The sequence below is a fragment of the Nitriliruptor alkaliphilus DSM 45188 genome, from assembly GCF_000969705.1.
GTDB lineage: Bacteria > Actinomycetota > Nitriliruptoria > Nitriliruptorales > Nitriliruptoraceae > Nitriliruptor > Nitriliruptor alkaliphilus.
The window spans coordinates 5,232,308-5,258,389 of the sequence record NZ_KQ033901.1 but is presented as its reverse complement, the minus strand read 5'-3'; the positions used below and the strand labels follow the sequence as shown (position 1 = coordinate 5,258,389).

At 72.2% G+C, this 26,082-nt stretch carries 22 protein-coding genes and 1 tRNA gene; 8 read left to right on the top strand and 15 right to left on the bottom strand.

Going from position 1 to position 26,082, the window contains the following annotated elements; translation table 11 throughout:
- Window positions 1-6 precede the first annotated feature (6 nt).
- On the bottom strand, window positions 7-1,539 hold the full coding sequence (locus NITAL_RS24580; protein ID WP_052668885.1) for a bifunctional folylpolyglutamate synthase/dihydrofolate synthase: 1,533 nt from the start codon (window positions 1,537-1,539) through the stop codon (window positions 7-9).
- 61 nt (window positions 1,540-1,600) lie between these two features.
- Window positions 1,601-2,038, bottom strand: coding sequence for a hypothetical protein (locus NITAL_RS24575; protein ID WP_052668884.1), 438 nt, complete (start codon window positions 2,036-2,038; stop codon window positions 1,601-1,603).
- Window positions 2,039-2,166: 128 nt separating this feature from the next.
- Here NITAL_RS24575 and NITAL_RS24570 point away from each other — a divergent pair, with 128 nt between their 5' ends.
- Window positions 2,167-3,003 carry a helix-turn-helix domain-containing protein gene (locus tag NITAL_RS24570; RefSeq protein ID WP_052668883.1) on the top strand — a complete coding sequence of 279 codons (837 nt, stop codon included), beginning with the start codon at window positions 2,167-2,169 and terminating at the stop codon, window positions 3,001-3,003.
- A gap of 570 nt (window positions 3,004-3,573) precedes the next feature.
- On the opposite strand, the gene NITAL_RS24560 is transcribed toward NITAL_RS24570, so the two are convergent.
- Window positions 3,574-6,264: a valine--tRNA ligase gene (locus NITAL_RS24560; protein WP_052668881.1), complete on the bottom strand. Its 2,691-nt coding sequence runs from the start codon at window positions 6,262-6,264 to the stop codon at window positions 3,574-3,576.
- 304 nt (window positions 6,265-6,568) lie between these two features.
- Here NITAL_RS24560 and NITAL_RS24555 point away from each other — a divergent pair, with 304 nt between their 5' ends.
- The 3 genes from NITAL_RS24555 (at window position 6,569) to NITAL_RS24545 (ending at window position 10,421) form a co-directional block, all read left to right on the top strand.
- Window positions 6,569-8,017 (top strand): extracellular solute-binding protein, encoded by a 1,449-nt coding sequence (locus NITAL_RS24555; RefSeq protein WP_052668880.1) that lies wholly within the window; start codon window positions 6,569-6,571, stop codon window positions 8,015-8,017.
- Between the two features lie 116 nt (window positions 8,018-8,133).
- A complete protein-coding gene (locus NITAL_RS24550; RefSeq protein ID WP_052668879.1) occupies window positions 8,134-9,507 on the top strand; it encodes a carbohydrate ABC transporter permease in 1,374 nt (457 codons plus the stop codon).
- An 11-nt stretch (window positions 9,508-9,518) separates the two neighbouring features.
- On the top strand, window positions 9,519-10,421 hold the full coding sequence (locus NITAL_RS24545; protein WP_083441985.1) for a carbohydrate ABC transporter permease: 903 nt from the start codon (window positions 9,519-9,521) through the stop codon (window positions 10,419-10,421).
- Between the two features lie 37 nt (window positions 10,422-10,458).
- On the opposite strand, the gene NITAL_RS24540 is transcribed toward NITAL_RS24545, so the two are convergent.
- The 5 genes from NITAL_RS24540 to NITAL_RS24520 form a co-directional block, all read right to left on the bottom strand.
- Window positions 10,459-11,112 (bottom strand): hypothetical protein, encoded by a 654-nt coding sequence (locus NITAL_RS24540; protein ID WP_052668878.1) that lies wholly within the window; start codon window positions 11,110-11,112, stop codon window positions 10,459-10,461.
- Window positions 11,109-12,137 (bottom strand): hypothetical protein, encoded by a 1,029-nt coding sequence (locus tag NITAL_RS24535; RefSeq protein ID WP_052668877.1) that lies wholly within the window; start codon window positions 12,135-12,137, stop codon window positions 11,109-11,111. The genes NITAL_RS24540 and NITAL_RS24535 overlap by 4 nt, the downstream gene beginning before the upstream one ends.
- Window positions 12,138-12,230: 93 nt before the next feature.
- Complete coding sequence (locus NITAL_RS24530) at window positions 12,231-13,133, bottom strand: serine/threonine dehydratase (protein WP_052668876.1); 903 nt, start codon at window positions 13,131-13,133, stop codon at window positions 12,231-12,233.
- A gap of 11 nt (window positions 13,134-13,144) precedes the next feature.
- Entirely contained in the window at window positions 13,145-14,419 is a 1,275-nt protein-coding gene (gene clpX / locus NITAL_RS24525) for an ATP-dependent Clp protease ATP-binding subunit ClpX (RefSeq protein WP_052668875.1), read from the bottom strand.
- 174 nt (window positions 14,420-14,593) lie between these two features.
- Entirely contained in the window at window positions 14,594-15,235 is a 642-nt protein-coding gene (locus NITAL_RS24520) for an ATP-dependent Clp protease proteolytic subunit (RefSeq protein ID WP_169786948.1), read from the bottom strand.
- A gap of 289 nt (window positions 15,236-15,524) precedes the next feature.
- Here NITAL_RS24520 and NITAL_RS24515 point away from each other — a divergent pair, with 289 nt between their 5' ends.
- The gene (locus tag NITAL_RS24515) at window positions 15,525-16,520 is read left to right on the top strand and encodes a hypothetical protein (RefSeq protein WP_052668874.1); all 996 of its coding nucleotides are present in this window, start codon (window positions 15,525-15,527) and stop codon (window positions 16,518-16,520) included.
- A gap of 107 nt (window positions 16,521-16,627) precedes the next feature.
- Here the strand turns inward: NITAL_RS24515 and tig are convergent, their stop codons facing one another.
- Complete coding sequence (tig, locus tag NITAL_RS24510; protein ID WP_052668873.1) at window positions 16,628-18,076, bottom strand: trigger factor; 1,449 nt, start codon at window positions 18,074-18,076, stop codon at window positions 16,628-16,630.
- Between the two features lie 200 nt (window positions 18,077-18,276).
- On the opposite strand from tig, the gene NITAL_RS24505 reads away from it, so the two are divergent.
- Window positions 18,277-18,975 carry a VIT1/CCC1 transporter family protein gene (locus NITAL_RS24505; protein WP_211262665.1) on the top strand — a complete coding sequence of 233 codons (699 nt, stop codon included), beginning with the start codon at window positions 18,277-18,279 and terminating at the stop codon, window positions 18,973-18,975.
- Here the strand turns inward: NITAL_RS24505 and NITAL_RS24500 are convergent.
- Complete coding sequence (locus tag NITAL_RS24500) at window positions 18,895-19,338, bottom strand: hypothetical protein (protein ID WP_052668871.1); 444 nt, start codon at window positions 19,336-19,338, stop codon at window positions 18,895-18,897. The two genes, NITAL_RS24505 and NITAL_RS24500, sit on opposite strands and share 81 nt — an antisense overlap.
- A 150-nt stretch (window positions 19,339-19,488) precedes the next feature.
- On the opposite strand from NITAL_RS24500, the gene NITAL_RS24495 reads away from it, so the two are divergent.
- Entirely contained in the window at window positions 19,489-21,135 is a 1,647-nt protein-coding gene (locus NITAL_RS24495) for an LVIVD repeat-containing protein (protein WP_211262664.1), read from the top strand.
- A 94-nt stretch (window positions 21,136-21,229) separates the two neighbouring features.
- Window positions 21,230-21,303, top strand: a tRNA-Pro gene (locus NITAL_RS24490).
- Window positions 21,304-21,319: 16 nt separating this feature from the next.
- On the opposite strand, the gene bsaP is transcribed toward NITAL_RS24490, so the two are convergent.
- The 5 genes from bsaP to bioA all read right to left on the bottom strand — a co-directional run bounded on the left by bsaP (window position 21,320) and on the right by bioA (window position 26,000).
- A complete protein-coding gene (bsaP, locus tag NITAL_RS24485; protein ID WP_052668870.1) occupies window positions 21,320-21,514 on the bottom strand; it encodes a biotin synthase auxiliary protein BsaP in 195 nt (64 codons plus the stop codon).
- A gap of 2 nt (window positions 21,515-21,516) precedes the next feature.
- Window positions 21,517-22,554 carry a biotin synthase BioB gene (gene bioB / locus NITAL_RS24480; RefSeq protein WP_425413699.1) on the bottom strand — a complete coding sequence of 346 codons (1,038 nt, stop codon included), beginning with the start codon at window positions 22,552-22,554 and terminating at the stop codon, window positions 21,517-21,519.
- Between the two features lie 157 nt (window positions 22,555-22,711).
- Window positions 22,712-23,419, bottom strand: a complete 708-nt coding sequence (gene bioD / locus NITAL_RS24475) for a dethiobiotin synthase (protein ID WP_052668869.1) — start codon at window positions 23,417-23,419, stop codon at window positions 22,712-22,714.
- Window positions 23,416-24,624, bottom strand: a complete 1,209-nt coding sequence (gene bioF / locus NITAL_RS24470; RefSeq protein WP_211262662.1) for an 8-amino-7-oxononanoate synthase — start codon at window positions 24,622-24,624, stop codon at window positions 23,416-23,418. The genes bioD and bioF overlap by 4 nt, the downstream gene beginning before the upstream one ends.
- On the bottom strand, window positions 24,621-26,000 hold the full coding sequence (bioA, locus tag NITAL_RS24465; protein ID WP_083441983.1) for an adenosylmethionine--8-amino-7-oxononanoate transaminase: 1,380 nt from the start codon (window positions 25,998-26,000) through the stop codon (window positions 24,621-24,623). Before bioA ends, bioF begins: the two co-directional genes overlap by 4 nt.
- Window positions 26,001-26,082: the final 82 nt, after the last annotated feature.

The following is a 26,082-nucleotide window of genomic DNA, read 5'->3' as shown; positions in this document are numbered from 1 at the left end:
TTCCCGCTACCGGTCGTCGACACCCTCGTCGTCAGCGTCGTGGTCGCCGTCACTGACGTCGTCGGGTTCGTAGGGGTCGGCGTCGAGGTCGACGTCGTCGAGCAGGGTGTCGAGCGCCGAACTGAACGCCGCCTCGTCGGACAGCAGCTCGGTGGCCTCCGCCAGGTCGTCCTCGTCGAGCTCGTCCTCGTCGTCGGGCGCGAACACCACGTCGTCGCCGCCCTCGTCGTCGGCCAGCGGCAGGTACCGGTCACGGGCCGCTCCGACGGTGATCAACGACCCGGCGACGAGGACCCCGTCGCCGACGGCGGCGAGCCCCTCGGCCACCGCCAGCGCGGCGTCCAGGTCGGCGATCGCGTCGATGGGCACCCCGCGGTCCTTCCAGACCTCCTCGGCGGCGGCGGTGATGCGCTCGAGCGGCGCCGCCCGCGGGGAGGGCGAGGTCGTGACGATGACGTGGCTGACCGCGTCGCGCAGCTCGCGCAGGATGCCGGTGACGTCCTTGTCGTCGAGGATGCCGACGACCAGGATCAGGTCACGGAACTCGAAGGCCTCCGTGAGCGCGGCAACGACGGCGCGCGCCCCGTGCGGGTTGTGCGCGCCGTCGAGGACGACGGTGGGATCGCGCTGCACGACCTCGAGGCGTCCGGGCACCTGCACGGCACCGAGACCGTGCCGCACCACGTCATCCTCCATCACATCGAACGACGCTCCCGTCAGGGCGGCGAACGCACCGAGGGCGAGCACGGCGTTGCGGGCCTGGTGCGCGCCGTGGAGGGGCAGCAGGATGTCGTCGACGACCCGCTCCCCCACCCGCAGGGTCACGAGCTGGCCGCCGACTGCTACCCGTCGGTCGACGACTTCGAGGTCGCGTCCGAGCTGCTGGAGGGAGCCGTCGTTGTCGGTGACGGCTCGCTCGACGAGGGCCTGCACCTCGCTGGCCTGCTCGGCGTTCACCACGATGCTGCCGGGCTTGACGATGCCGACCTTCTCGGAGGCGACCTCGACGGGGGTACCGCCGAGCTGGGGGTGGTCGACGTCGATCTCAGCCAGGACCGCCACGTCGCCACGCACGAGGTTGGTCGCGTCCCAGCGACCACCCATGCCGACCTCGATGACCCCGACGTCGACGGGCACGTCGGCGAACCACGCCAGCGCCATCGCGGTCAGCATCTCGAAGTAGGTGACCTGGTCGGGCCCGCGTTCGTCGACCAGCTGCGCGAGCGCGTCGACCTCCTCGTGCAGGGCGGCGAACCGCGCCGTGCCGATCGGGCGGCCGGCGAGGGACAACCGTTCCCGCACCGACTGGAGGTCCGGCGAGGTGTAGGTGCCGGCCGACAGGCCGGCCGCGCTGCACAGGGCCCCGACCATGCGCACGATGGAACCCTTGCCGTTGGTCCCGGTGACGTGGACCGTCGGGTAGGCCAGCTGCGGGTCCCCGAGGAGGCCGAGCAGCGTGGTGATCCGCTCGAGATCGGGCACCATCCGGCCGGGGCCGCGAGCGGTCAGCGCAGCCTGTGCGGCGTCGTAGTCGGACAAAGCGGGCTGGCCTCGGCATCGGGGTGGCGGGAGCGATCGGGCCGAGGCTAGCGGTGCACGCTCAGCGGCCCGGTCGATCAGCGGCTGCGCGGTGCTGCCCGACGTACTTGGCCGCGGCGAAGCCGACACACACCACGATGCCGGCCACCATCGACAGGCGCGCCCACCCCATCGCGTCCCCGGCCGTCGCGGGCAGCAGCCCGACCAGCAGACCGATGAAGCCGACGTCGAGGGCGATGGCGAGGTGGGTCGCGCCCGGGCCGGCAGCCCGGGCGGCCACACCGTTGGCCGCAGCGGCCACCAGGAAGGCGACGCCGATCAGCCGGAGCGGCGTCGGGGTCGCCAGACCGAACCCGTCCACGAGCGCGGTGGGGGCGAGGAGCAGCCCTGCACCGATGGCCGCGCAACCGACCGCGTCGAGGGTGAGGACCGGGCGGTGCCAGACGGTTCGATCGGCGGGACGCACGGGAGCGGACGAGGGGGTGGTGATGCTGGTCACGGTGGACCTCCTGGCCAGTGCCGGCGGGTTCGCCGGTCGACTGCGGCCACCTTCGCCACCCCGACGAGGCAGGTCGATGACCTGGGAGGTAAGGGCTGCGGTGCCCTCTGCCGCGTAGGTTCTGGCCCATGGACGAGACCACGGCACCGACGACCCCGACCACGGCCGGCTTCGGCGCGCAGCTGCGCAGCTGGCGGACCCGCCGGCGCCTGTCACAGCAGGACCTGTCGCTGCTCGCCGAGGTGTCGACCCGTCACCTGAGCTTCCTGGAGACCGGCCGGTCACGACCGAGCCGTGCCATGGTGCTCGCGCTGGCCGAGCACCTCGCCGTGCCGCTGCGGGAGCGCAACGACCTGCTGCTCGCCGCCGGGCACGCCCCCGCGTACCCGCACCGCCCGCTGGACGCCCCCGAGATGTCCGCGGTCCGGGCCGCCGTGGACCGCATCCTGCACGGCCACGAGCCCCTGCCCGCCGTGGCCGTCGACCGCCGGTGGGACCTGGTGGCGGCCAACGCGCCGGTCGCCGCGCTCACCGCAGGCGTCTCCGCCGAGGTGCTGGGTCCTCCCACCAACGTCTACCGGCTGACCCTGCACCCCGGTGGGCTGGCCCCCCTGATCGTCAACCTCGAGGAGGTGGCCCACCACCTCCTCGACCGGCTGAGCCGTGACCTCGAGGCGACCGGTGACCCCGACCTCGCCGCCCTCCACGACGAGGTCCGCCGCTACCCGACGGTGTCCAGCCTGCCGACCCACATCGACGTGCCGACCGGCGTGGTGGTCCCGTTCCGACTGCGTCACCCGCAGGGGCAGCTGAACCTGTTCACGACGGTGACCACGTTCGGCACGCCGGCCGACGTCACGGTGTCCGAGCTGGCCCTCGAGCTGTTCTACCCCCTCGACGAGGCGACCGCGGCACGCCTGACCGCCCTCGCCGAGGCAGCTCGCGCGACCCCGGCCGACGCGTAGCGGTGGCAGTCTCGGTGGCGGCCGCATCGGTGAGGTGCGGCAGGACGTCGACCGCGTCGGACCACGCCGCCGTGGCGACCGCTCCGGCCACGTGCCAGAGCCCGTGCCACTGCCACCGCGAGGTCGGCCGGCAGGTCGGGGCACCGGTCCGGCCGAGGGCGTACGCCCCTGCACCGACCACCGTGGCGACGGCCGCGATGCCACGACGGCGGGCGACGGCGGTGCGCGGCGCGTCGGCAGGCCAGCGTCGCGACCCGACCGGCGACCACGCGAGGAGCAGTGCCATCGAGGCGTCGTGCAGCACGTGGCTACCCCGACCTCCGAGCCCGTGGAAGGCCATCGAGCCCGCCCCCGTCGCGGCGCTGACCCCGGCGGCCAGACGCACCCGCCAACGTTGGTCGGGTCGGACCCGGGACGCGCGGTGCCAGAGCCAACCCGCCGCGACCAGGTAGGCGGCCGAGGTCACCGTGTTGGTCGGCTGGCCGACGGGGCCGGGCCGCCACGCCTCGCAGTCACCGGCGCCGAGCGCGTGCTCCGGCGGCGGCGGCAGCGAGGCGGTCACGGCGACCGTCAGCTCTCGAGGGCCGCGAGCGCGTCGAGCTGCGTGGTGAGCTCGTCGAGGGTGTGCGCCAGCTCGGACCGTCGGTCCCGCTGCTGCTGGACGACCTCGGCCGGCGCCCGGTCGACGAACCCGGCGTTGCCGAGCTTGCCATCGACCTTCGCGAGGTCGCCGCGAGCCTTCTCGATCTCCTTGGTGATGCGGGCCCGCTCGGCGGCGACGTCGATCAGACCGGCGAGCTCCACCTGCGCCTGTCCGCCGTCGAGCACGATGGTCGAGGTGCCCGGACGTTCCTCGAGGCCGTCGACGAAGGAGACCCCCGACAGCCCGGCGAGGCTGAGCACGAGGGGCGTGTTGGCCTCGAGCACGTCCCGCGCGACGGACGTGACGGCGAGTTCGAAGCGTGCCGACGGCGCGATGCCGTTCTGTGACCGGAACCGGCGGACCTCGGTGACCAGGTCCCGCATCGCGTCGAACGCCGCGACCGCATCGGCGTCGAGGTCGGCCGGGCGGCCCTCCGGCCAGGCGGCCACCATGAGCGACTCGCGCCCACCCGGTGCACCGGTGAGCGCACGCCACAGGGCCTCGCTGACGAACGGCATGACCGGGCTGAGCAGCCGCAGCAGGTCGTCGAGCACCACGGCCAGCACCCGCCTGGCCACGGCGGCGGCAGCCTCGTCATCGCCGTAGGCGCGGACCTTGACCGCCTCGAGGTACCAGTCGGCCAGCTCGTCCCACGCGAAGTGGTACAGGCCCCGGCACACCACCGGCCAGTCGTAGGCGACGTACCCGGCGTCGACCAACGCGCGGGTGGCCTCGAGGCGCGACAGGATCCAGCGGTCCTCGAGCGCCAGGTCCTCGACTGGTGGCAGGTCGCCGGGTCGGGTGTCCCCGAGGATCGACAGGGCGAACCGGCCGACGTTCCAGAGCTTGTTGGCGAAGCGCTTGGTGCCCTCGACCCACTCCTCGGCCAGCGGCACGTCGGTCCCGGGCGCAGCCGAGCGCAGCAGGGCGAACCGGGTCGCGTCGGCGCCGTACGCGTGCACCAGGTCGAGCGGGTCGATCACGTTGCCGAACGACTTCGACATCTTCTTGCCGTGCTCGTCACGCACGAGCCCGTGGTTGTGGACCACGTGGAAGGGCACCCGGTCGTGCAGCCAGACGCTGATCATCAGCATCCGCGACACCCAGAAGGTGTTGATGTCGTAGCCCGTGACCAGCACGGACGTCGGGAACCAGGTGTCGAGCTCGGGCGTCGACGACCCCGCCCCCTCCCAGCCGAGGGTGGTGAAGGGCCACAGCTGCGAGGAGAACCAGGTGTCGAGGACATCCTCGTCCTGGGCCCAGCCCTCACGGTCGATGTCGGTCCGTGAGACCTCCACCTGCCCGTCCGGGCCGTACCACGCCGGGATGCGGTGCCCCCACCAGATCTGGCGCGAGATGGTCCAGTCGTGGAGGTTGTCGAGCCAGTCGAGGAAGGGCTTGGCCTGCGACTCGGGCACGAAGACCACGTCACCGTCGCGGACGGCCTTCGCGGCCTTGTCGGCGAGCTGGCGCACGGCGACGAACCACTGGTCCGACAGGCGGGGTTCGATCACGGTGTGGCAGCGCGAGCAGTGCCCGACGGCGTGGGTGTGCTCCTCGACCTCGACGAGCAACCCGAGCGCGTCGAGCTCCTCCTTGACCCGCCGTCGGGCCTCGAACCGGTCGAGCCCCGCGAACGGTGCCCCGACGACGTCGGTGAGGATCGCGTCGTCGTCCATGATGTCCATGACGTCGAGGTCGTGCCGGAGCCCGATGGCGTGGTCGTTGGGATCGTGGGCGGGCGTGATCTTGACCGCACCGGAGCCGAACTCGGGATCGACGTAGTCGTCCGCGATCACCGGGATGGTGCGGTCCTGGAACGGGTGGCGGACCTCGCGTCCGACGAGGTCGGCGTACCGGGGGTCGTCCGGGTGCACGGCGATGGCGGTGTCCCCCAGCATCGTCTCGGCCCGGGTGGTCGCCACCTCGATACCTGCTGCACCGTGCGTGCTCGGCTCCGCCTCCGCGCCACCGGCGACCCCTGACTCGGGGTCGTCGGCGTACGGGTAGCGGAAGCGGGCGAGCTCGCCACGCGCGTCCTCGTGGTCGACCTCGATCTCGGAGATGGCCGTGCGGCAGCGGGGGCACCAGTTGATGAGGCGGTTGCCGCGGTAGATCAGCCCCTGCTCGTACAGGGAAACGAACACGTCACGGACCGCGGCGGAGCGCGGCTCGTCGAAGGTGAAGGCCTCGCGGTCCCAGTCACAGGAGGCGCCGAGGTTGCGCAGCTGACGGAGGATCTGGCCACCGGACTCCTCGCGCCACGCCCAGACGCGCTCCAGGAAGGCCTCGCGTCCGAGCGCGTGACGGTCGGTGCCCTCGGCGGCGAGCTGCTTCTCGACCACGTTCTGGGTCGCGATGCCGGCGTGGTCGGTGCCCGGGACCCAGACCGCGTTCCTGCCCTGCATGCGGGCCTGACGGATCAGAACGTCCTGGATGGTGTTGTCGAGGGCGTGCCCGACGTGCAGCGACCCGGTCACGTTCGGCGGCGGGATGACGATCGAGAACGGTTCGCCGGCATCGTCCGGTTCGGCGTGGAACAGGCCGGCCGACTCCCAGTCCCGGTAGAGATCCGGTTCGGTCGCGGCCGGGTCGTAGGCCTTCGGCAGCTCGGTCACGGGAGGCTCGCAGGGACGAGGGCGGGGGAGATCGGCGTGGACCACACAGGTGGGTTCCGGCCGCCGAGCGTAGCCACCAGCGCGAACGCACCACCCTCCGTGGCAGGGGCGGGAGGCGACGGATCCGCCCCGACCGACGACCTCGTCGCCGTATCGGCGACGGAACACCTCCTGGCGGCCTAGCGTGCACCTGCGGGCCCCCGGGAGGCGACCGGCTCGTCACACGGCGTTCGTACCGTCGAGCGCGTCCCGACCCGACCTCAACCCGACGGCACCAGGACCACCAGGACCACCAGGAGACGACATGCTGAACATGCGACGAGGGGCTCGAACCATCGCGCTGTCCGCCGCCGTGGCGCTCACGCTCAGCGCGTGCGCCGGCGGGGGCGACGACGGCGACGGGGACGGCGAGGATCCGCCTGCTGCTGCCGACGACGGTGAGGTCGACGAGCCGGACCCGGTCGACGCTGATGCGATCGAGGTCCCCATCTGGATCGCGTTCACCGACGCGCGCCTCGACTGGACCCGGGACGTCGCCGCGGCGTTCAACGAGCAGCTCGACGGCTACGAGATCACCGTCCAGGGCTACGACAACTACGAGGCGCTGTTCGACGCCGCGCTCCTCGCCGTCGACCAGGGCGACCCGCCAGCGGTGGTGCAGTACTTCGAAGCGGCCACCACCGAAGCCAACGACGCGGTCAGCGGCAGCGGTGACCCGCTGTTCGCCAGCGTCACGGCGGCCATCGGCGGTCGCGACGAGATCCTCGGTGTCCCCGTCGTCATCGACGACATCGTCGACGCAGCGGCCAGCTACTACCAGATCGACGGTGAGCTGACGTCGATGCCCTGGAACACCTCGTCCGCGATCATGTTCACCAACCGCGACCTCATGGAGGCCGGCGGGGTGGACCAGATCCCCGAGACCTGGCAGGACCTCCAGGCCGCCTGCGACACCATCATGGGTTCCGACGCCGCGCCTGAGAACTGCGTCACGTGGCCGAACCACTCGTGGTTCATCGAGCAGACCATCGCCCAGCAGGGTGAGGTCCTGGCCAACAACGACAACGGACGGGCCGACCGTGCGGACGAGGTCAACATCGACTCCGACGCGATGATCGACTACGTCACCTGGTGGAAGGACATGCAGGACGCCGGGCACTACGTCTACACCGGCGTCCAGCGCGACTGGGACGGCACCTACAACGCCTTCGCGTCGCAGCAGCTGCCGTTCCTCATCTACTCCTCCTCGGACACCACGCTGCTGACCGACGAAGGCGAGAGCGGTGGCTACACCGTCGAGGCGTCCTTCATGCCGCACAACGCCGACCGCGCCGACGGCGGCAACATCATCGGCGGCGCGACGCTGTGGCTCATCGACGGGCTCGACGAGGGCACCGAGGACGCGGCGCTCGCCTTCCTCAACTTCCTCAACAACCCCGAGAACGCTGCTTCGTGGCACCAGACGACCGGCTACATCCCGATCACCAACGCATCCATCGACCTGCTCGAGAGCGAGGGTTGGTTCAGCGAGAACCCGAACTCGGCCGTCGCGGGTGAGCAGCTCGACGCGGCACCGGACTCACCGGCCACCGCCGGCGTGCTGATGGGCAACTTCGTAGCCATCCGCGACGCCATCACCGGCGCCATCGAGGACGTACTCGTCAACGACCTCGACCCTGCCGAGCGGATGGGTCAGGCCGACGGGGAGGCCCAGCGCCTGCTCGAGGACTACAACCAGCTCTACGTCGAGTGATCCTCCGGCGTCCACCGGCCCCGGCCGGTGGACGCCGGAGACGGTGACGTGGGGAGCGGCGCTCCGGCCCTCCCCACGTCGCGTCCCGACGGCGGTGACGGCGAGGAGGTGCAGGTGTGGAGCTCAGCCTGAGCGCCCTGGCGGCGCTGGGTGCGGCCGCGGCCATCGGGGCGGCGGCACTACGGACCGCGGCGACGCGCAGCGGCCGCAACCCCACCGTCGCAGCCGGGATCGGGGCGGTGGCCTGCGCGGCGGGTGCAGCCCTGTTCCAGGTCCCGCTGGGGTTCTGCACCTTCGCACCCGAGGCCACGCTGGTGGACCTCAGCTTCGGCGTCGGCCTGATGGTCGTCGGTGCCCTGCTCGGTCTGCGCCTGGCGTGGACGGCGCTCGACCCCGAGGCGGCCCGGGAACGGGTCAAGCGCAGCGACACCACCACGCACGGGGTGTTCCGCGGTCACCCGTTCCTGCCGTGGCTGCTGCTCGCACCGACCCTGACCGTCCTCGTCCTGTTCCTCTACTGGCCGGCGGTGCGCACCATGCGCCTGTCGACCCTGAACGCCCGGCTCGGCGCACCCCGCACGGCGGACCGGTGCGTGACAAACTTCACCGAGCTCATCGGTCCGACCTCACCGACGATGGTGCTGATCGCGCTGGTGCTCACCGTGGCCGCGTTCGCGGGCTCCTCGCTGCTCAAGCGCCGGGGCGACGCCAACGGCGAGCGGTACGGCGGCTACCTGTCCACGCTCGGGGTCGCCGCAGCGCTCTGGCTGCTCTACCTGCTGTGGACCACCGGCTTCCAGCGGGTCTACGTCGTCACGCTCATCATCTCCGCCGGCACGGTCGTCATCGGCCTGACGCTGTCGCTGGCCGTGGCCTACCTCGCGTACCGACCGATCCGCGGCGCCAACATCTACCGCACCTTCCTGGTGTGGCCGTACGCGGTCAGCCCCCCGATCGCCGGTCTGATCTTCTTCGTGATCTTCGACCCCAACGCCGGCATCATCGAGCACTGGCTCAACCAGCTCTTCGGCGTCACGCTGCCCAACTACCGCCAGAGCGCGACGTTGGCCCAGCTCGTGGTCATCGTCGCCAGCGTGTGGAAGACCCTCGGCTACAACCTGCTGTTCTACATCGCGGGGTTGCAGACCGTCCCGGGTGACCAGCTCGAAGCAGCCGAGCTCGACGGCGCGAACGGGTGGCAACGGTTCCGCTTCGTGGTCATCCCCGCCCTCTCGCCCATCACCTTCTTCCTCATCGTGACCAACCTGACCTACGCCTTCTTCGACACCTTCGGGACCATCGACTACCTCACCGCCGGCGGGCCCGCAGGCCAGACCAGCGTGCTGATGTACGAGATCTACCGCGTCGCGATCCCAGGCCGCGACCTCGGCCGGGGTGCCGCCCAGTCGATGGTCCTGTTCGCCGGCGTGATCGCGCTGACCGTGTGGCAGTTCCGGTCCACGGGCCGGCGCGTCAGCTACGGGCGCTGAGGAGACGAACGATGGCCACCACCGACGCCCCCGAGCAGCCCCCCGCGACCGCACCCGTGCCCCCGCCGAAGGTGGCGGGCCGGGGGTTCCTCGGGGGGCCGAAGTCTCGCGCCGACCGCTGGTACACCCACCTCGCCCTCGTCGTGGCCTGCTTCGTCATCGGGTTCCCGGTCCTGTACGCGGCCCTCGTCGCCACGCAGGGCAACGCCGACTTCTTCGCCTTCCGGCTGACCCCGGGCGACCGCCTCGCCGACAACTGGGACGTGGTCTGGAACACCCGGAACCTCGGGACCTACCTGTGGAACTCGACCGTCCAGGCCGTCATCATCACGGTGGGCAAGACCGTGACGGCACTGCTGTGTGGGCTGGCCTTCGTCCACCTGCGCTTCCCCGCCAAGTGGGCGGTGTTCTGGTTCGTGCTCGTGACCTTGATGATGCCGACCGAGATCCTGGTCATCGCGCTGTTCCAGATCGTGTCGGGGTTCGGGTGGGGCAACTCCATGTACGCGCTGACGATCCCGTTCCTGGCCTCGGCCACGGGGGCGTTCCTGTTCCGGCAGCACTTCGCGAACCTGCCGAGCGAACTGTCGGAGGCGGCGCAGATCGACGGGGCGTCCCCGCTGCAGTTCCTGTGGCGCATCCTGCTCCCGCTGTCGTGGAACGTGATCGGTGCCCTCGCGGTCATCTCGTTCATCTACAGCTGGAACATGTACCTGTGGCCGCTGCTGGTCATCAACGAGCAGTCCGCGCAGGTGGTCCAGATCGGCCTCGGCACCCTGCGCAACACCGGCGGCGGCCAGACCTACGGTCCCCTCATGCTCGGCGCGTTGATCGCCTCGATCCCACCGACGCTGGTGTTCGTCCTGCTCCAGAAGCAGTTCCTCGCCGGCTTCTCCATCAACCGCGAGAAGTGATGTCGCCGCGCCACCCGGCGCGATGCTGGGAGGCCGGTCAGCCGCGCCCGCTGCCCTGCCACGCGAACTGGTGCCAGCCGTCGACGTCCCCGACCCAGATCCGCGGCTCGTCGGATCCGTCAGCCGGCACGATCAGCAGACGACCGGCGTTGTCGGTCAACGCCACGGACCGGCCGTCGGGGCTGATCCACCCACCACTGATCCGGTAGCCGTCCGGCGCTCGGGTGCGCCAGAGCACCGTCCCGTCACGGAGCCGGACCTCGAGGTCGTTGCCGCCGAGCCGGGAGGTGGTGACGACCGACTCGTGGCTGCTGCGGCGGTCGCCGGTCGCGCCTCCGCTGGCGAGCACCTCTCCGTCCTCGGGGTCGATCACCAGCTCGAGGTCTCCGGCGGCGCCGTAGGTCCGGAGCACCACGCCGTCGTCGGTCCAGCCGACGAGGTCGGCGCCGTCCTGGCTGCACCACGGCTGGTCGCTGGCGCCACCCGGCGTCACGATGGTCAGGCAGCTCTCGCCGCCGGTCCGACCGTAGAGCGCCGCGCGCCCGGGCGGCGTGACGGCAGGGTCGTCCGCGATCGTCGCCAGCGACGGCGGGCGGACGACACCGACGGTCAGGACGAGGCCGACCACGACGGTGGCGAGCACCGCCGCGGCCACCAGGGCGACCGGCCGGCGGTCGGTCCCGGCGGTCACGCGACACCCCCGGACCCGGCGACCTCGGACGCGGCGACCTCACGCTTGGCCCGTCCGAGCCCCACGGCGAGCAGCACCAGGAGCACCCCGACCAGCAGCAAGGTGGCCGGTGCGCCGATGGCATCGCCGAACAGCTCGAACACCAGCTGCGGCACGATCACGAACAGGCCCGCCGCGCCGATGCCGAGGTGGTGGAGCCCACCGATGGTGACCGCCGCGGCCACCAGGCCCCCGGCCACCATCAGCGCCAGCACGAGCGCGAGGGCCCGCGCGTCGTCGAACGAGGCCACCTGGAGGGAGAGGAGGGCGAGGACCGAACCGGACGAGGTCGCCGCGGTCCGCGGCGCGAGGTAGCCGCCCTCCCCCAGCAGGACCCACACTGCCCCGACCACGGCGAACGGCAGGGCGTGCCAGAACGTGTCGAGGCTGAGGTCGGGCCGGTCGAGGAGGGCGGCGAGCAGGGTCAGCCCCGCGACGAGGAGGGTCAGCTGGGGCAACGCCCGTCGACGCGCCAGGTACAGCGGCAGTGCCGCCGCGACCGCGACCAGCCCCACCGTCAGGGACACGTCGTCCCGGTGCCAGCCCAGCATCGCGCCGGTCGCGATCGAGGTGGACCAGGCGAGCCCGGCGACCACCCCGACGGACAGCACCGAGGTGAGCCGACCGATGGCCGGTGAGGCGGCGCCACGGAGCACGGCCGCGGCCGCCCCCAGCGACAGGGTGACCAGCAGCGCGAGCGCGAGCTGCCCACCCGCCGTCAGGCCGTCCCAGAACTCGCCGACGAACAGCCCCACAGCACCGAGCACGAGGGCGGCACCCACGTACCCGATCGCCTCGGCAGCCGTCGTGCGGTCGCGCCGGGCGGCGCCGCGTCCGGTGGCGTCGCGTCCCGTCGCGCGGCCCACGTCGGCGTCGACGCGCCCCCGTTCGTAGGCCGCGATCGCGGCGACCTGGTGGGCGCTGATCAGCCCCCTGCGTTCCCAGTCGGCCAGCCGCTCGAGCAGCGCGTCGATCCGGTCGATCACGGTGTCCCTCCTCGGTCGCCCACAGGATGGGGCCAGCGCCACACCACCGGAAGGAGGGGAAGGCCCTACCGCCGCCTGGGGGGCACCGGGAGATCAGTTCGCGCCGCACACCCAGATCGCGACCGTCTCGCCCGGGTCCGGCACGTAGGCGCCGGAGGTCAGGGCCGCCAACGCGGTCGCGCCCGCGGGTTCCGCGCGCAGCCGGCAGGCGCCCCACAGCCGGGCCTGGGCGTCCGCCACCGCCTCGTCGGGGACCGTGAGCGCGACGTGGATCTCGTCCCGGACGGCCCAGGCGTGGTCCCCGAGGCGGCGGGCCCCGAGCGCCGAGACCGCCAGACCGCCGACCTCGGTGTCGACCGGCTCCCCCGCGTCGAGGGCGACCCGCAGCGTCGGGCAGCCGTCGGTCTCGACCGCCACGACCCGGCGACCACGCCCGCGGAGCGCCGCGCAGGTCCCCGCGAGCAGGCCTCCGCCGCCGACGGCGACGACGACGGTGTCGACCGTGCCGAGGTCCTCCAGGACCTCCGCCGCCGCGGTGCCCTGGCCGGCGACCACGAGCGGGTCGTCGTAGGCGTGGGCTCGCAGTGCGCCGGTGGTGGCCACCAGGTGGTCGGCGCGATCGAGCGCATCGGCGTAGACCCCCGGGACGACCTCGACCTCGGCGCCGAGGGCGGCCAGCGGGTCGCGTTTAGACGCGGGCGAGGAGTCCGGCACGACGATGGTCGCCCGGTGCCCGAGCGCTCGCGCCGCCCACGCCACGGCCAGACCGAAGTTGCCTCCCGACGCGGCCACGACCCCGGCTGGTGGGACGCGGGCTCCCGCCAACAGGCTGGTCGCCCCACGGACCTTGAACGACCCCGTCGGTTGCAGCAGGTCGAGCTTCAACGCCAGACGGCCCGGCACCCCGAGGGCACCACCCTCCAGCGTGAGCAGGGGCGTGCGGCGGACGTGACCGACGATCCGGTCCGCGGCCGCCGCGACGTCGTCAGGACCCAGCGCGGTCGCGCTCAGGCGGAGCGCTCATGGGGCTCGTCGAGGTCACGCCGGGTGCCGTGCGGTACGAGGGTCGGGTTGACCTTCTCGCGCACGGTGTCGGCCGTGATGACGCACGTGCCGACGTCGCTCCGGGAGGGCAGCTCGTACATCGTGTTGAGCAGCACCTCCTCCAGGATGGCGCGGAGGCCGCGGGCTCCGGTCTGGCGCAGGATGGCCAGGTCGGCGATCGCCTCGAGCGCGTCGTCCTCGAACTCGAGCTCGACCCCGTCGAACTCGAAGAAGCGCATGTACTGCCGCGTGAGCGCGTTCTTGGGGCGGGTGAGGATGTCCACCAGCGCTTCGCGGTCCAGCGGGTCGACCGAGGTCACGATCGGCAGACGGCCGATGAACTCGGGGATGAGGCCGTACTTGACCAGGTCCTCGGGCAGCACGTTGCCGAGCAGCTCGGCCAGGTCCTCGTCGCGCTTGGCGGCCACGTCCGCGCCGAAGCCGACCCCGCGCTTGCCCTGCCGCTGCTCGACCACCTGTTCGAGGCCGGCGAACGCCCCACCGCAGATGAACAGGATGTTGCCCGTGTCGATCTGGATGAACTCCTGGTGGGGGTGCTTGCGCCCGCCCTGCGGCGGCACGGAGGCGACCGACCCCTCCAGGATCTTCAGCAGCGCCTGCTGGACGCCCTCGCCGGACACGTCGCGCGTGATCGACGGGTTGTCCGACTTGCGGGCGATCTTGTCGACCTCGTCGATGTAGATGATGCCCGTCTCGGCCTTCTTGACGTCGAAGTCCGCCGCCTGGATGAGCTTGAGGAGGATGTTCTCGACGTCCTCACCGACGTACCCGGCCTCGGTCAGGGCGGTGGCGTCCGCGATCGCGAACGGCACGTTCAGCAGCTTGGCGAGGGTCTGGGCGAGCAGGGTCTTACCCGACCCGGTGGGGCCGAGCAGCAGGATGTTCGACTTCTGCAGCTCGACGTCGTCACCGGTGGACGGACCCACCTGGATGCGCTTGTAGTGGTTGTAGACCGCGACCGCGAGGGACTTCTTGGCCGCGTCCTGCCCCACCACGTAGTCGTTGAGGAAGCCGTAGATCTCCTTCGGCTTCGGCAGCTCGTCGAGCTGGAGGTCGGCCGGCTCGGCGAGCTCCTCCTCGATGATCTCGTTGCACAGGTCGATGCACTCGTCGCAGATGTAGACACCCGGGCCCGCGATGAGCTTCTTGACCTGCTTCTGCGACTTGCCGCAGAACGAGCACTTCAGGAGGGCGTCTCCCTCACCGAACTTGGCCATCGCTCGCCCTCCAGCTCGCGTGCAGCACCGTCTCGACCGACCGCGCTCGCCGATGGTAACGGCGGGGCGCGGCGCCCGCAGTCAAGGTGCCGGCCACCCAGACCGGACCCCCCTCGACCGAGGCGGGCGGTCGGCGTGAGGGATGACGCTGCGTCACCCCCACCGGCGGGAACGTCAGCGCAGCGCCCGCTCCTGGACCTTGCGGCTGTCGATGATCTCGTCGACCACGCCGTACTCCTTGGCCGCCTGGGCCTCGAGGATGAAGTCGCGGTCGGTGTCGGTGGCGATGCGCTCGACGGTCTGACCGGTCTTCTCGGCGAGGATCTCGTTGAGCAGGTCCCGCATGCGCAGGATCTCGCGCGCCTGGATCTCGATGTCGACCGACTGGCCCTCAGCCCCGCCGGACGGCTGGTGCATCAGGATCCGCGAGTGCGGCAGCGCGAACCGCTTGCCCGGCGTGCCGGCCGCCAGCAGGACCGCCGCGGCCGACGCCGCCTGGCCCATGCAGATGGTCTGCACGTCGCACTTGATGTACTCCATGGTGTCGTAGATCGCGAACAACGCCGTGATGGAGCCCCCCGGCGAGTTGATGTAGATCGCGATGTCCTTGTCGGGGTCCTCGGACTCGAGGTGGAGCAGCTGTGCCATGACGAGGTTGGCGATCTCGTCGTTGACGGGCGTCCCGAGGAACACGATGCGCTGCTGGAGCAACCGCGAGTAGATGTCGAAGGCGCGCTCGCCCCGGTTCGTCTGCTCGATGACGGTCGGGACCAGGTAGTTGGTCGGGCTCTGCAGCCCGAGGCCGGTGACGTCCACGGCGGGTCCTTGTCGCGAAGGGGGCGGCGGGCACGTGCGTGCCACGTCGCCGGAGCGTACCGAGGGCCCCAGGGCACCCGGGGGGCTTGCGCCCTGGCCACGCAGGTCGCCTCGGCTCACCTCTCCCCCGTGACCCGGACCAGGCCCCGTGGCGGTAGCGGGTGCAGATCGTCGGGCTGAGCCGACGATCCGCACCCGGTAGGTCCCTCAGGCAGCCCTCGGGCCCGGTATCCACAGGCTGGAGGAGGCCCCCGGCGGTGCAGGGTGTGCGCGATGGCAGCCTCGCCGAATGGAACCCGACGACGCCCCCGGTGGCGCCCCCAGCGGCCTGCACCTGCCCGACCCGTGGCCGGGCTTCGACCACGCCTGCCGCGAGCGCCACGGCGTCGCCGACCCAGAGCTCGCGCTCGCGCACGGGGTCGCCGTGCAACGGTTCCACGACCGGACCGCCCGGGAAGGCTGGAGCCGTGCCAGGCCCGGGATCCGGCTCCACCCCCACGTGAACGACTCGGTCCAGCAGCGGCTCCTGGTCGTCACGGTGAGCACCGGCGGGCTGGCCGCGGCCAGCCGTGACACCGCGGCGTGGCTCCACGGCCTCCAGCGGTACCCACCGGACCGCCCCAGCGTGGCGGTCGTCCACAGCTGTCGTGCCACCTCGTACCGCGACGTGTCCGTCCATCGCGCCCGGTGGCTGACGGCTGACGACATCGTCGAGGTACAGCGGGTCCCGACCCTGTCGATCCGGGCGATGCTGCTCAGCTCGGTCCGCGCACCGGCGGACCGGCAGCGCGCACGGCTCATCGACGTGTTGCACCTGGGTCTGGTCACGCCGGCCGAGATCCTCGCGCTGCTCGACGCCACCGGACCGGTGCCGGGCAAGGACACGCTCCGTCGTCTCTGCGAGGAGCTCGGACCACTGCTGATCGAGTCCATCTTCCAGGACGACGTCGCTCGGACGCTCGCCGGGCTCGGCTACCCCGCCGAGAACTCGACCCACCGCATCGACACCGTGGACGGCATGGGTCTCACCTGCGACGTCGCGCTCCTGCCGTGGCGCATCGCCCTCGAACCGGAGGGTGACGCCTTCCACCGCTCACGCCACCAGCGGCGACTCGACCGGCGCCGCATCGCGGCGTACGCCGGTACCGACTGGGTCCCGGTCCCGATCGACTGGCGCGACTGGCTCGAGGATCGCGACCACGTCCTCGACGCGATCGACGCGGCCATCGCCGCGCAGCGTCGCCGTGGCATCGGCGTCGACCACCTTCCGCCGCGCCGCTCGTAGCCCGATCACCACGGCCACGGCCGGTACCGGGTGCGGATCGTCGGGCTGAGCCGACGTTCCGCACCCGCTACCGCCCCACGGTGCTGGCCACGCAGGTCGCCGCCGGCTCACTCCTCCTCGGAGCTGCCCTCCGCGTCCTGCTCGACCGGGGCCTCGGCGGGCTCCTCGACCGGGGCCTCCGGCTGAGGGACGTCGACGACCTCCGGCGGCGCCTCGACGATGAGGCCGTCGACCACGGTGAGACCGACGTCCTCGAGCACGGCCTGCGACGGCGCCCCGTCGACCTCGGCGGCCGCGACGATCGCGTCGATGGCCTTGCGGCGCATGATGTCACCGAGCAGGGCCGGGAGGCTGCCCTGCTGCTGGATGATGCGGGCGATCTCCTGCGGCGGCATCTCGTTGGTCTGCGCGTGCCGGACGATCTCGCGGTCGATGTCGGCCGACTCGACCGGGACCTCGAGCTTCGAGGCGAGCTGGTCGAGCACGAGCTGGGCCTTGACGGTGCCCTCGGCCTGCTCGCGAGCGTTGCTCTCGAACTCCTCGCGCGTGGTGCCCTCGAGCTCGAGGAGCTGCTCGACCTCGGCGCCGAACCGCTCGGCCTGGTGCTCGAGCTGGTGGATGCGCTGCTCGGCGTCGGCCTCGACCATCGCCGGTGGCAGAGGCACCTCGACGGTCGCCAGGTAGGCCTCCAGGGTCTGACCACGCAGGTCGTGCTGGGCCTGGAGGATGCTGCGCTTGAGCAGCGCGTCGCGGATGTCCTTGCGCAGCTCCTGGATGGAGTCGAACTCGGACGCGGTCATCGCGAAGTCGTCGTCGAGGGCCGGCAGCTGCTTCTCGCGCACGTCCTTGACGGTCACCGTGAAGGTGGCGTCCTCGCCGCCGTGCTCGGGGTAGCCCTCGGGCAGCGCGTCCTCGTAGGTGAACTCGTCACCGGCGGCCTTGCCCACGGCCTCCTCGTCGAGCTTCGGGGTCACCCCGGCCGACCCGATCTCGTAGAGGGCGTCCTCGACTCGGGCCGACTCGAGCTCGGTGCCGTCGACCGCGACCGCGAGGTCGAGGGTGACGAGGTCACCCTTCTTGGCCGCACGCTCGACGACCTCCACCTCGGCGAAACGCTCACGCATCTGCTCGAGCTGCTCGTCGACCTTGGCGTCGTCCACGTCCCACTGCGGGAAGCTCACCGAGATGCCCGTGTGGTCGGGCAGGTCGACCTCGGGCCGGATCTCGATGGTGGCGGTGAAGGTGCAGCCGTCGGCCTCGGTGAAGGACTCGACGTCAACCTCGGGCTGACCGACCGGGACCAGCTCCTCGGACTGCACCGCCTCGAGGTAGTAGTCGGTCAGCGAGGCCTCCAGGGCCTGCTGGGCGATGACGCCGTCACCGAACCGCTGCTCGATGAGGCGACGCGGCGCCTTCCCCGGTCGGAACCCGGGGACGTTCACCTGCTTGGCGAGCTCGCGGGCGGCCTTGTCGAAGGCCTGCTTGACGCGCTTGGGCTCGACCTCGACGGTGAGCTTGACCTTGACCGGGTCGAGGGTCTCGACGGACGTCTTCACGGGCGGTGGATCCTCGGTCGACGGGAGCGGGCCGGCGGACGCCTTCAGGAGGGCAGGGGCGGACGATCCGCGGCACACAGGTGGGAGCTCCGACGAACGGAGCGGGCGCGATGGTTCCAGGTCCGCCCCCCGGTGTCCATCCAGCGTGCGGGCGCCCAGCCATGGCAGGCTGCTCGGACCGTCCACCTGGAGGTCACGCCGTGCCCGAGCTCGAGCCCGAGGAGCACGCGGCAGCTCGCAGCAACTGGCTGCGCGCAGCGGTGCTCGGCGCCAACGACGGCATCGTGTCCACCGCCGCCCTGGTGGTCGGCGTCGCGGCGGCGACCACGACCCGCGACCCGGTCGTGATCGCCGCGATCGCGGGGTTGCTGGCCGGCGGCGCCTCCATGGCCGTCGGTGAGTACGTGTCGGTCGCCGCGGCCAAGGACGCCCAGCAGGCCGACGTCCGCCGCGAGGCCGAGGAGCACGCCACCGACCCGGAGGGTGAGCTGGTGGAGCTGGCGCGGATCTACGAGGACCGGGGGGTCTCGCCGGCGACGGCACGGGCGGTGGCGGCCGAGCTCTCGGCCGCGGACGCCCTCGGCGCCCACGCCCGGGACGAGCTGGGCATCACCGAGACGCTGTCCGCCCGGCCGTTGCAGGCCGGGCTGGCCTCGGCCGCCTCCTTCGCCACCGGTGGCGCCATCCCGCTGCTCGCCGTCCTCCTCTCCCCCACGGGCGCGATCGTGCCCGCGGTGGTGACCGCGACGCTGCTGGCGCTGCTGCTGCTCGGTGTCCTGTCAGCGACGGCCGGTGGCGCCCGTCGGGGACGTGCCGTGCTACGCATCCTGGTCGGCGGCACGGCGGCGATGCTGGTCACCTTCGGTGGCGGCGCCCTCCTCGGCAACGGTCCGCTCTGAGGCGCCCGCGATCGCGCAGCCGACCGCCAGGAGGATGAGCAACAGGGTCCGGGCGGGGGCGCCCTCGGCCTGGGTCCCGGCCGCGGCGCTGGCGAGCAGCAGGGCGACCACCACGGCGAGGCCGACCCGGGCCGCGGCCACGCCGCCGACCCAGATCCACACACCGAGCGCGGCCAGCAGCGGTCCGGCGACCAGCAGCCCCCACCCCGTCGCCGGGGCGACCTCGAGCAGCGAGCCGACGCCGATGACCACCAGGACACCGAGCACGGCGTTGCCGAGCCCGAGCAGCACCATCGCCGTCGCGGTGATCCGCCGCACCAGCCGGCCACCCCGCAGGGAACGTCCGAGCACGTCGTCAGCCACCTCGCCACCCCCCGGTCGGGCCGTGCACATCGGCCTAGTCACGGTTGACATCGCCACCTAGCGTAGGCGCCCGCTGACGGAGCGTGCTCGCCGGATGCACCTCCGCACCCCACGCGGAGTGGTCCGTCGGCGGTAACGGGAGGAACCGGAGTGACCACCACGTCACCCACCGCACCGGCACGTTGGACCGCCGCCCTCGGCGTCCTCGTGCTGGCGGCCGCCCTGGCGGTCGTCACCCCCAGTCCGGGGCTCGCGCACCCGGACGCCTGCGAGAAGTCGGCCACGTCTGCCTCGGGCTTCGGCCAGCGCCTGCTCGGCATCGTCAACGTCTTCGCCGCCTTCCTGCCGGGAGCGACCGATGACACCGACCACGCCGACGACGCCGAGGAGTGCTTCAGCGAGGAGATCGCCGCCAGCCTCGACGACTCGGACGCCGTCCTCGGTGCCGGCGAGGTCGACGGCGAGGGCCTGATCCACGTGGCGAACCTGCCCAAGTCCGGCCCGTTCGTCGGCACCAGCAACTTCAACTCCGACATCGCCTTCCAGGGCGACTACGCCATCCAGGGCAACTACCAGGGCTTCCAGATCACCGACATCTCCGACCCGGCGGCCCCCCAGGTGGTCAGCCAGGTCGACTGCCCGGGGTCGCAGAACGACGTGTCGGTGTACGGCGACCTGATCATCACCTCGACCGACTCGCCGCGCACCAACGACACCTGCGACAACGCCCCCCAGCCCGCGGCGCGCCGCGCCGACCCCGACACCTGGGAGGGCATCCGGATCTTCGACTGGTCCGACCCGACCGACCCGCAGCTGCTGACCAGCGTGCTGACCTTCTGCGGCTCGCACACCCACACGATCCTGCCCGACGATGCGAACGACCGCCTGCTGGTCTACGTCTCCTCCTACGACGTGGCGACCAACTACTGGAACTGCGGGACCCCGTGGACCAACATCTCGGTGGTGGCGGTGCCGCTGTCCGACCCGGCGTCCGCATCCGTCATCGGGACCCCGGACCCGTGGGAAGGCAGCGGTTTCACACCCAACCCGGGCACCGCGCGGTCACCGAACTGGCCCGCCGAGGGCTTCCCCGGCACCCGCACGACCAACGGCTGCCACGACATCACGACCTACCCGGCCATCGGCCTCGCTGCCGGCGCGTGCATGGGTGAGGGCGTGCTGATGGACATCACCGAGCCGGAGTCCCCCGTCGTGACCGCCCAGGTGCTCGACGACAACTTCGCGTTCTGGCACAGCGCCACGTTCAACCACGACGGGACGGCGGTGCTGTTCACCGACGAACTCGGCGGCGGCGGGGCGGCGACCTGCAACCCCACGATCCCGGACGAGCAGGGCGCGAACGCCATCTACGTCATCGAGGACGGTGACCTCGAGTTCGCCTCGTACTGGAAGCTGCCCCGCGTGCAGTCCAACACCGAGAACTGCGTGGCTCACAACGGCAGCCTGCTGCCGCTGCAGGACCGCACCGTGATGTCGCAGTCCTGGTACCAGGGCGGCGTGGTGCTGCTGGACTGGACCGACCCGTACGACCCGCAGGAGCTGGCGTGGTTCGACCGTGGCCCGTTCGACGAGGACAACCTCGGCATCGCCGGGTCGTGGAGCGCCTACTTCTACAACGGCTACATCTACTCCAACGACATCCAGGAAGGCCTGGACGTGTTCCGCGTCGACCCGCGGGCCATCGGCTCGAAGGCGCAGGGTGAGCTGAACAGCTCGAAGGTCGACGAGCTCAACGCCCAGCACCAGGAGCCGCTCGTGAATCGTCGCGGCCGGTAGGCGACACCGCACCACCCGTGGGGCCCCGCCGATCCGGTGGGGCCCCACCCGTCCGCACGGAGCCCGCCCGGCCAGCAGCTAGCCTGCGCCGTTCCGGGATGTGGCGCAGCTTGGTAGCGCACCTGCTTTGGGAGCAGGGGGTCGTCGGTTCGAATCCGGCCATCCCGACGGAACTCGCGTCAGTTCAGCGGTGGGCGGGGTGCACCCCGTCGCAGCGGCGGCAGGTCGCACGCACCCCGAGCGGGAAGACCTGCACGTCGAGCCGCCGGCCGCACCGGGCGCAGTAGCGCGGCGGGTCGAGCTCGAGCCGCGCCGCGCAACGCGCCGCGTCGTGGGTCTCCCCCGGCTCCGCGCCGCAGGCGGGGCAGAACCCGGCCACAGCTAGAGCACGTCCTGGAGGGCACGGACCGGCACGTCGAGGTCCTCGAGCATCTTGAGGTCCTCCTGCGGCGTGCGTCCGAGCGTCGTCAGGTAGTTGCCGACGATCAGGCCGTTGACGCCACCGAGGATGCCGGCGCCCTGCAGGTCCTTGAGCGCCACCTCCCGGCCCCCCGCGAGGCGCAGCAGGGTCCACGGCAGGATCAGCCGGAACAGCGCGATGGCGTGCAGCGCCTCGCGCGGCTCGAGCGGCTCGCGCAGCTGGAGCGGCGTGCCCGGGCGGGGGTTCAAGAAGTTGAGCGGGGTCTCGGTCGGGCGGAACTCGGCCAGCTCGAGCGCGAGCTCGGCCCGCTGCACGCGGGTCTCGCCCATCCCGACGATGCCGCCCGAACAGACCTCCATCCCGTGCTCGCGCACGAGGTTGAGGGTCGCCCAACGCTCGTCCCAGGTGTGGGTCGAGGCGACCTGCGGGAAGTGGGAGCGTGCTGCCTCGAGGTTGTGGTTGTACTTGACCACCCCGGCGTCGGACAGGCGCTGTGCCTGCTCGGCGGTGAGGATCCCGGCCGAGACGGCGACGTGCATCTCGGTGTGCTCGTGGACGGTGGCGGTCAACTCGAGGATGTTCTCCATCAGCCGTTCGTCGGGACCTCGGACGGCGTAGACGATGCAGAACTCGCTGGCGCCAGCCTCCTGGGCGCTGCGGGCCGCCTCGAGGACCTCGGGACCGGTCAGCAGCGGTTGCGGCTTGACGTCGGTGGCGAACACCGACGACTGCGAGCAGAACGAGCAGTCCTCGGGGCAGCCACCGGTCTTGCCCGACACGATCGACTCGAGCGCGACCTCCTCGCTGGTCCACGTCACCCGGACCCGGTGGGCGAGGTCGAGCATCGCGTCGAGGACGGCGCCGTCACCGTGTGGGGCGTCGATGTCGAGCTCCGCCAGGGCGTACGCGTGGCTGGCCGGCAGCGTCTCGCGGCGGCCGAGGAGGATCGCCTCGCAGTCGGCGAGCAGCCCTGCCGGGTCGGCGACCAGCGCGGCCACGGCAGCGGCGTCACGGACCGGGGTCGCGGGCAGCACGTCGCCCGGACCGGCAGCGTCGGCGGTGGGTGGGGCCACGGGGTGCTCGGGAGCGGACACGGTGACACCTTCCGGGGGGCCCGCCCGCGGCGGTGGGCACGCGGGTCTCGGTGCGTGAAGCCTACGGCCGGGCGCGTCGCCCACCGAGTTCGGGGCCGAGGTGGGCCGCCACGTCGGCCAGCGGCTGCGGCCCCGCCAGGTCCAGGACGGGCAGGACCCCGATGAGGCGTCCCGAGGCCCGCTGCAGCTCGGCGAGGTTGGTGCGCGTGGCCTCGTCCGGATCGGTCGGGTAGCCCGAGACGACCACGCCGGCCACCTCGAGGTCCCGGTGGGCCGCCGCCTCCAGGGTGAGCGCGGTGTGGTTGAGCGTGCCGAGGCCCGAGCGCGCGACCACGACCATCGGCAGTCCCAGCGCCGCGGCGAGGTCGGCGCAGGTGGTGCCGTCCGAGCCCAGCTCGACCAGCAACCCGCCCGCCCCCTCGACGACCAGGTCGGCGTCGGGGTGGGCTGCGGCCGCGTCGACGACGACCTCCAGCAGCTCGGCGCCGGTCAGCTCGGCCCCGCCGAGGCGGACCGCGACGCCCGGCGCCAGGGACGGTCCGACGACCGGACCGACCACGGTCGTCACGTCGGCCAGCGCCCCGACGTCCGCGGCGTCGTCGTCCCCGTCGGCCGCACCGGACTGGACCGGCTTGACGTAGACCACCTCGCGGCCGAGGTCGGCCCGCAGCCGGCACAGCGCGGCGGCCACGACGGTCTTGCCGATGCCGGTGTCCGTGCCCGTGACGAAGAAGCCGGTCCGGCCCGCCAGCGCGCCCCGGGCGTTCACGACGCGTCGGCCGTGGCCAGCGCGTCCCGGAAGGCGCCGACCGCACGGTCGATGTCGTCGTCGGTGTGGGTCGCCATGACCGTGGCGCGCAGACGCGCCGACCCCGGTGCCACGGACGGCGGTCGGATCGCCACGGCCAGGACGTCGTGCTCGAGGAGCCGCGCCATCCCGTCGAGGGCGGCGCGGTTCGAGCCGACGACCACCGGGACGATGCAGGCGTCGGGCGCGGCGACGGCGTGACCGGCGGCACGCAGCCCGTCCGCGAGGTCACGGGCGAGGCGCAGGGCCCGCTCGCGGCGCTCGGGTTCACGACGTACGACGGTGATGGCCGCACGTGCGGCGGCGACCGCCGGGGGTGGCAGGGCGGTGTCGAACACGAACGGGCGGGCACGGTTGCGCAGCCAAGCCGTCAGGTCGGCGCTGCCCGCCACGTAGCCGCCCACGCTGCCGAGCGCCTTCGACAGGGTCGCGACCACCGCGTGGATCCGATCCTCGCAGCCGAGCGCGGCCGCGGTCCCGCGCCCCTCCGGGCCGAGGACACCGCTGCCGTGCGCGTCGTCGACGATGACCGCCGCACCGTGCCGCTCGGCCACGTCGCAGAGGGCGGGCAGGGGTGCCACGTCCCCGTCCATCGAGAACACCCCGTCGGTGACCAGCAGCCGTCGGGCGCCATCGGGCGCGTCGGCCAGCAGCGCGGCGGCGTGATCGGCGTCCCCGTGGCGGTAGACGCGGACCTCGGCGCGGGCGAGGCGGCACGCGTCGACGATCGACGCGTGGTTGAGCTCGTCGGACACCACCACGTCGCCGCGACCCGCCAGTGCGGTCACCACGCCGAGGTTGGCCAGGTACCCCGAGGAGAACAGCAGCGCGTCATCGGTGCCCTTCCAGTCGGCGAGCGTCTCCTCCAGTTCGCGGTGCGGCGTCTGTCCACCGGTGACCAGCCGCGCCGACCCGCTGCCGGTCCCGAGCCGCTGCGCAGCCTCGACGGCGGCGGCCACGACCTCGGGGTGAGTCGCCAGCCCGAGGTAGCCGTTGGAGCACAGGTGCAGCAGCCGCCGGAGGCCCTCGGGTGTCTCCAGGTCGATCCACGGCTCGGCGCCGGAGGTGTGGTGGCGCAGGCTGCGCGACAGATCGGCGCGTTCGAGGTCGGCGAGCGCCGCTCCCAACCAGTCGAGCGGCCCGTCACCTGCGGGAGGGCCGGTCACGGTGACGCCGGTGGCGCGGCCAGCTCGCGCGTCACCCGGTCGGTCGCCGCGGCGATCGTGGTCACCAGGAAGCGCAGGTCCTCGTCGGACATCGCCGGCGCCGGCATCAGCACGATGGTGTCCCCGAGCGGGCGCACGATGATCCCGTCGTCACGCACGGCGTCGCACACCCGCTTGGCGGCCTGCAGCCCGGCCGGGAACGGCTCCTTGGTCCCCCGGTCGGCGACCAGTTCGATGCCGCACATCAGCCCGCGCCGCCGCACCTCGCCGACGTGCGGTTGCCCGTCGAACGCGGTCAGCGCGTCCGCCAGGACCTCGGCCTTCGCGCGGGCCATCGCCGGCACGTCCTCGGCGACGAACAGCTCGAGGTTGGCAGACGCCACGGCTGCCGCCAGCGGGTTCCCGGCGTAGCTGTGGCCGTGGTAGAGGGTCCGGCCGGAGTCGGGCGCGCCGAGGAACGCCTCGTAGACCGCCTCGGTGGTCAGGGTCGCCGACATCGGGATGTAGCCGCCCGTCAGGGCCTTGCCGACGGCCATCAGGTCCGGGGTGATGCCCTCCAGCTCGGACGCCCAGGTGGCACCGGTGCGCCCGAAGCCCGTCGCGACCTCGTCGACGATGAGCAGCACCCCGTGCCGGTCGCAGATCTCACGCAGACGTCGCAGGTGTCCGTCGGGAGCGGTGATGATGCCGGCTGCCCCCTGGACCAGCGGCTCGGTCACGACCGCGGCGACCCGGTGGCCCTCAGCGGCGAGCACCTCGTCGAGGGCGTCCGCGCACGCGAGGTCGCACTCCTCGGGGCTGCGCTCGAGCGGGCAGCGGTAGCAGTAGGGCGAGGGGATGCGGCGGGTCTCGAACAGCAGGGGGCCGTACAGCGCGTGGAACGGGTCGAACCCGCCGACCGAGACCGACCCGAGGGTGTCCCCGTGGTAGGCGTTGTCGAGGCACACGAACAGGTCGCGCCGGTCGTCACCCAGGTGGCGGTGGTAGGCGAAGGCGATCTTGAGGGCGACCTCGACGGCGGACGAGCCGTTCTCGGAGAAGAACGCCCGCGAGATGCCGTCGGGAGCGAGGTCCACCAGCCGACGAGCGGTCTCGATCGCCGGGGGGTTGGTCAGGCCGAGGAAGGTCGCGTGCGGGAGCGCGTCGGCCTGCGCGTGCAGGGCATCGACCAGCTCACGCCGATCGTGGCCCCAGAGGTCGACCCACAGCGAGGAGTTGCCGTCCAGGAAGCGGCGGCCGTCGGTCGTGGTCAACCAGCAGCCCTCACCCCGTTCGACGACGAGGGCGTCCTCGGTGACCCACTGCTGCTGCTGGGTGAAGGGGTGCCACACGTACCGGTGGTCGTCGGCGACCAGCTGGCGGGTGCGCTCGTCCACTGGCTCGGCTCCGTCGACTCGGGCGGGCCGAGCCTAAGCAGGCCTGCGCGCCCGGCCCAAGCCGTCGCGGCCGGGACCGACC

Bases quoted from the DNA above. Each gene is read 5' to 3' on its own strand.
- NITAL_RS24570 (WP_052668883.1), top strand. From the start codon at position 2,167: ATGGACGAGACCACGGCACCGACGACCCCGACCACGGCCGGCTTCGGC.
- NITAL_RS24555 (WP_052668880.1), top strand. From the start codon at position 6,569: ATGCTGAACATGCGACGAGGGGCTCGAACCATCGCGCTGTCCGCCGCC.
- NITAL_RS24545 (WP_083441985.1), top strand. From the start codon at position 9,519: ATGGCCACCACCGACGCCCCCGAGCAGCCCCCCGCGACCGCACCCGTG.
- clpX (WP_052668875.1), bottom strand. From the start codon at position 14,419: ATGGCCAAGTTCGGTGAGGGAGACGCCCTCCTGAAGTGCTCGTTCTGC.
- NITAL_RS24515 (WP_052668874.1), top strand. From the start codon at position 15,525: ATGGAACCCGACGACGCCCCCGGTGGCGCCCCCAGCGGCCTGCACCTG.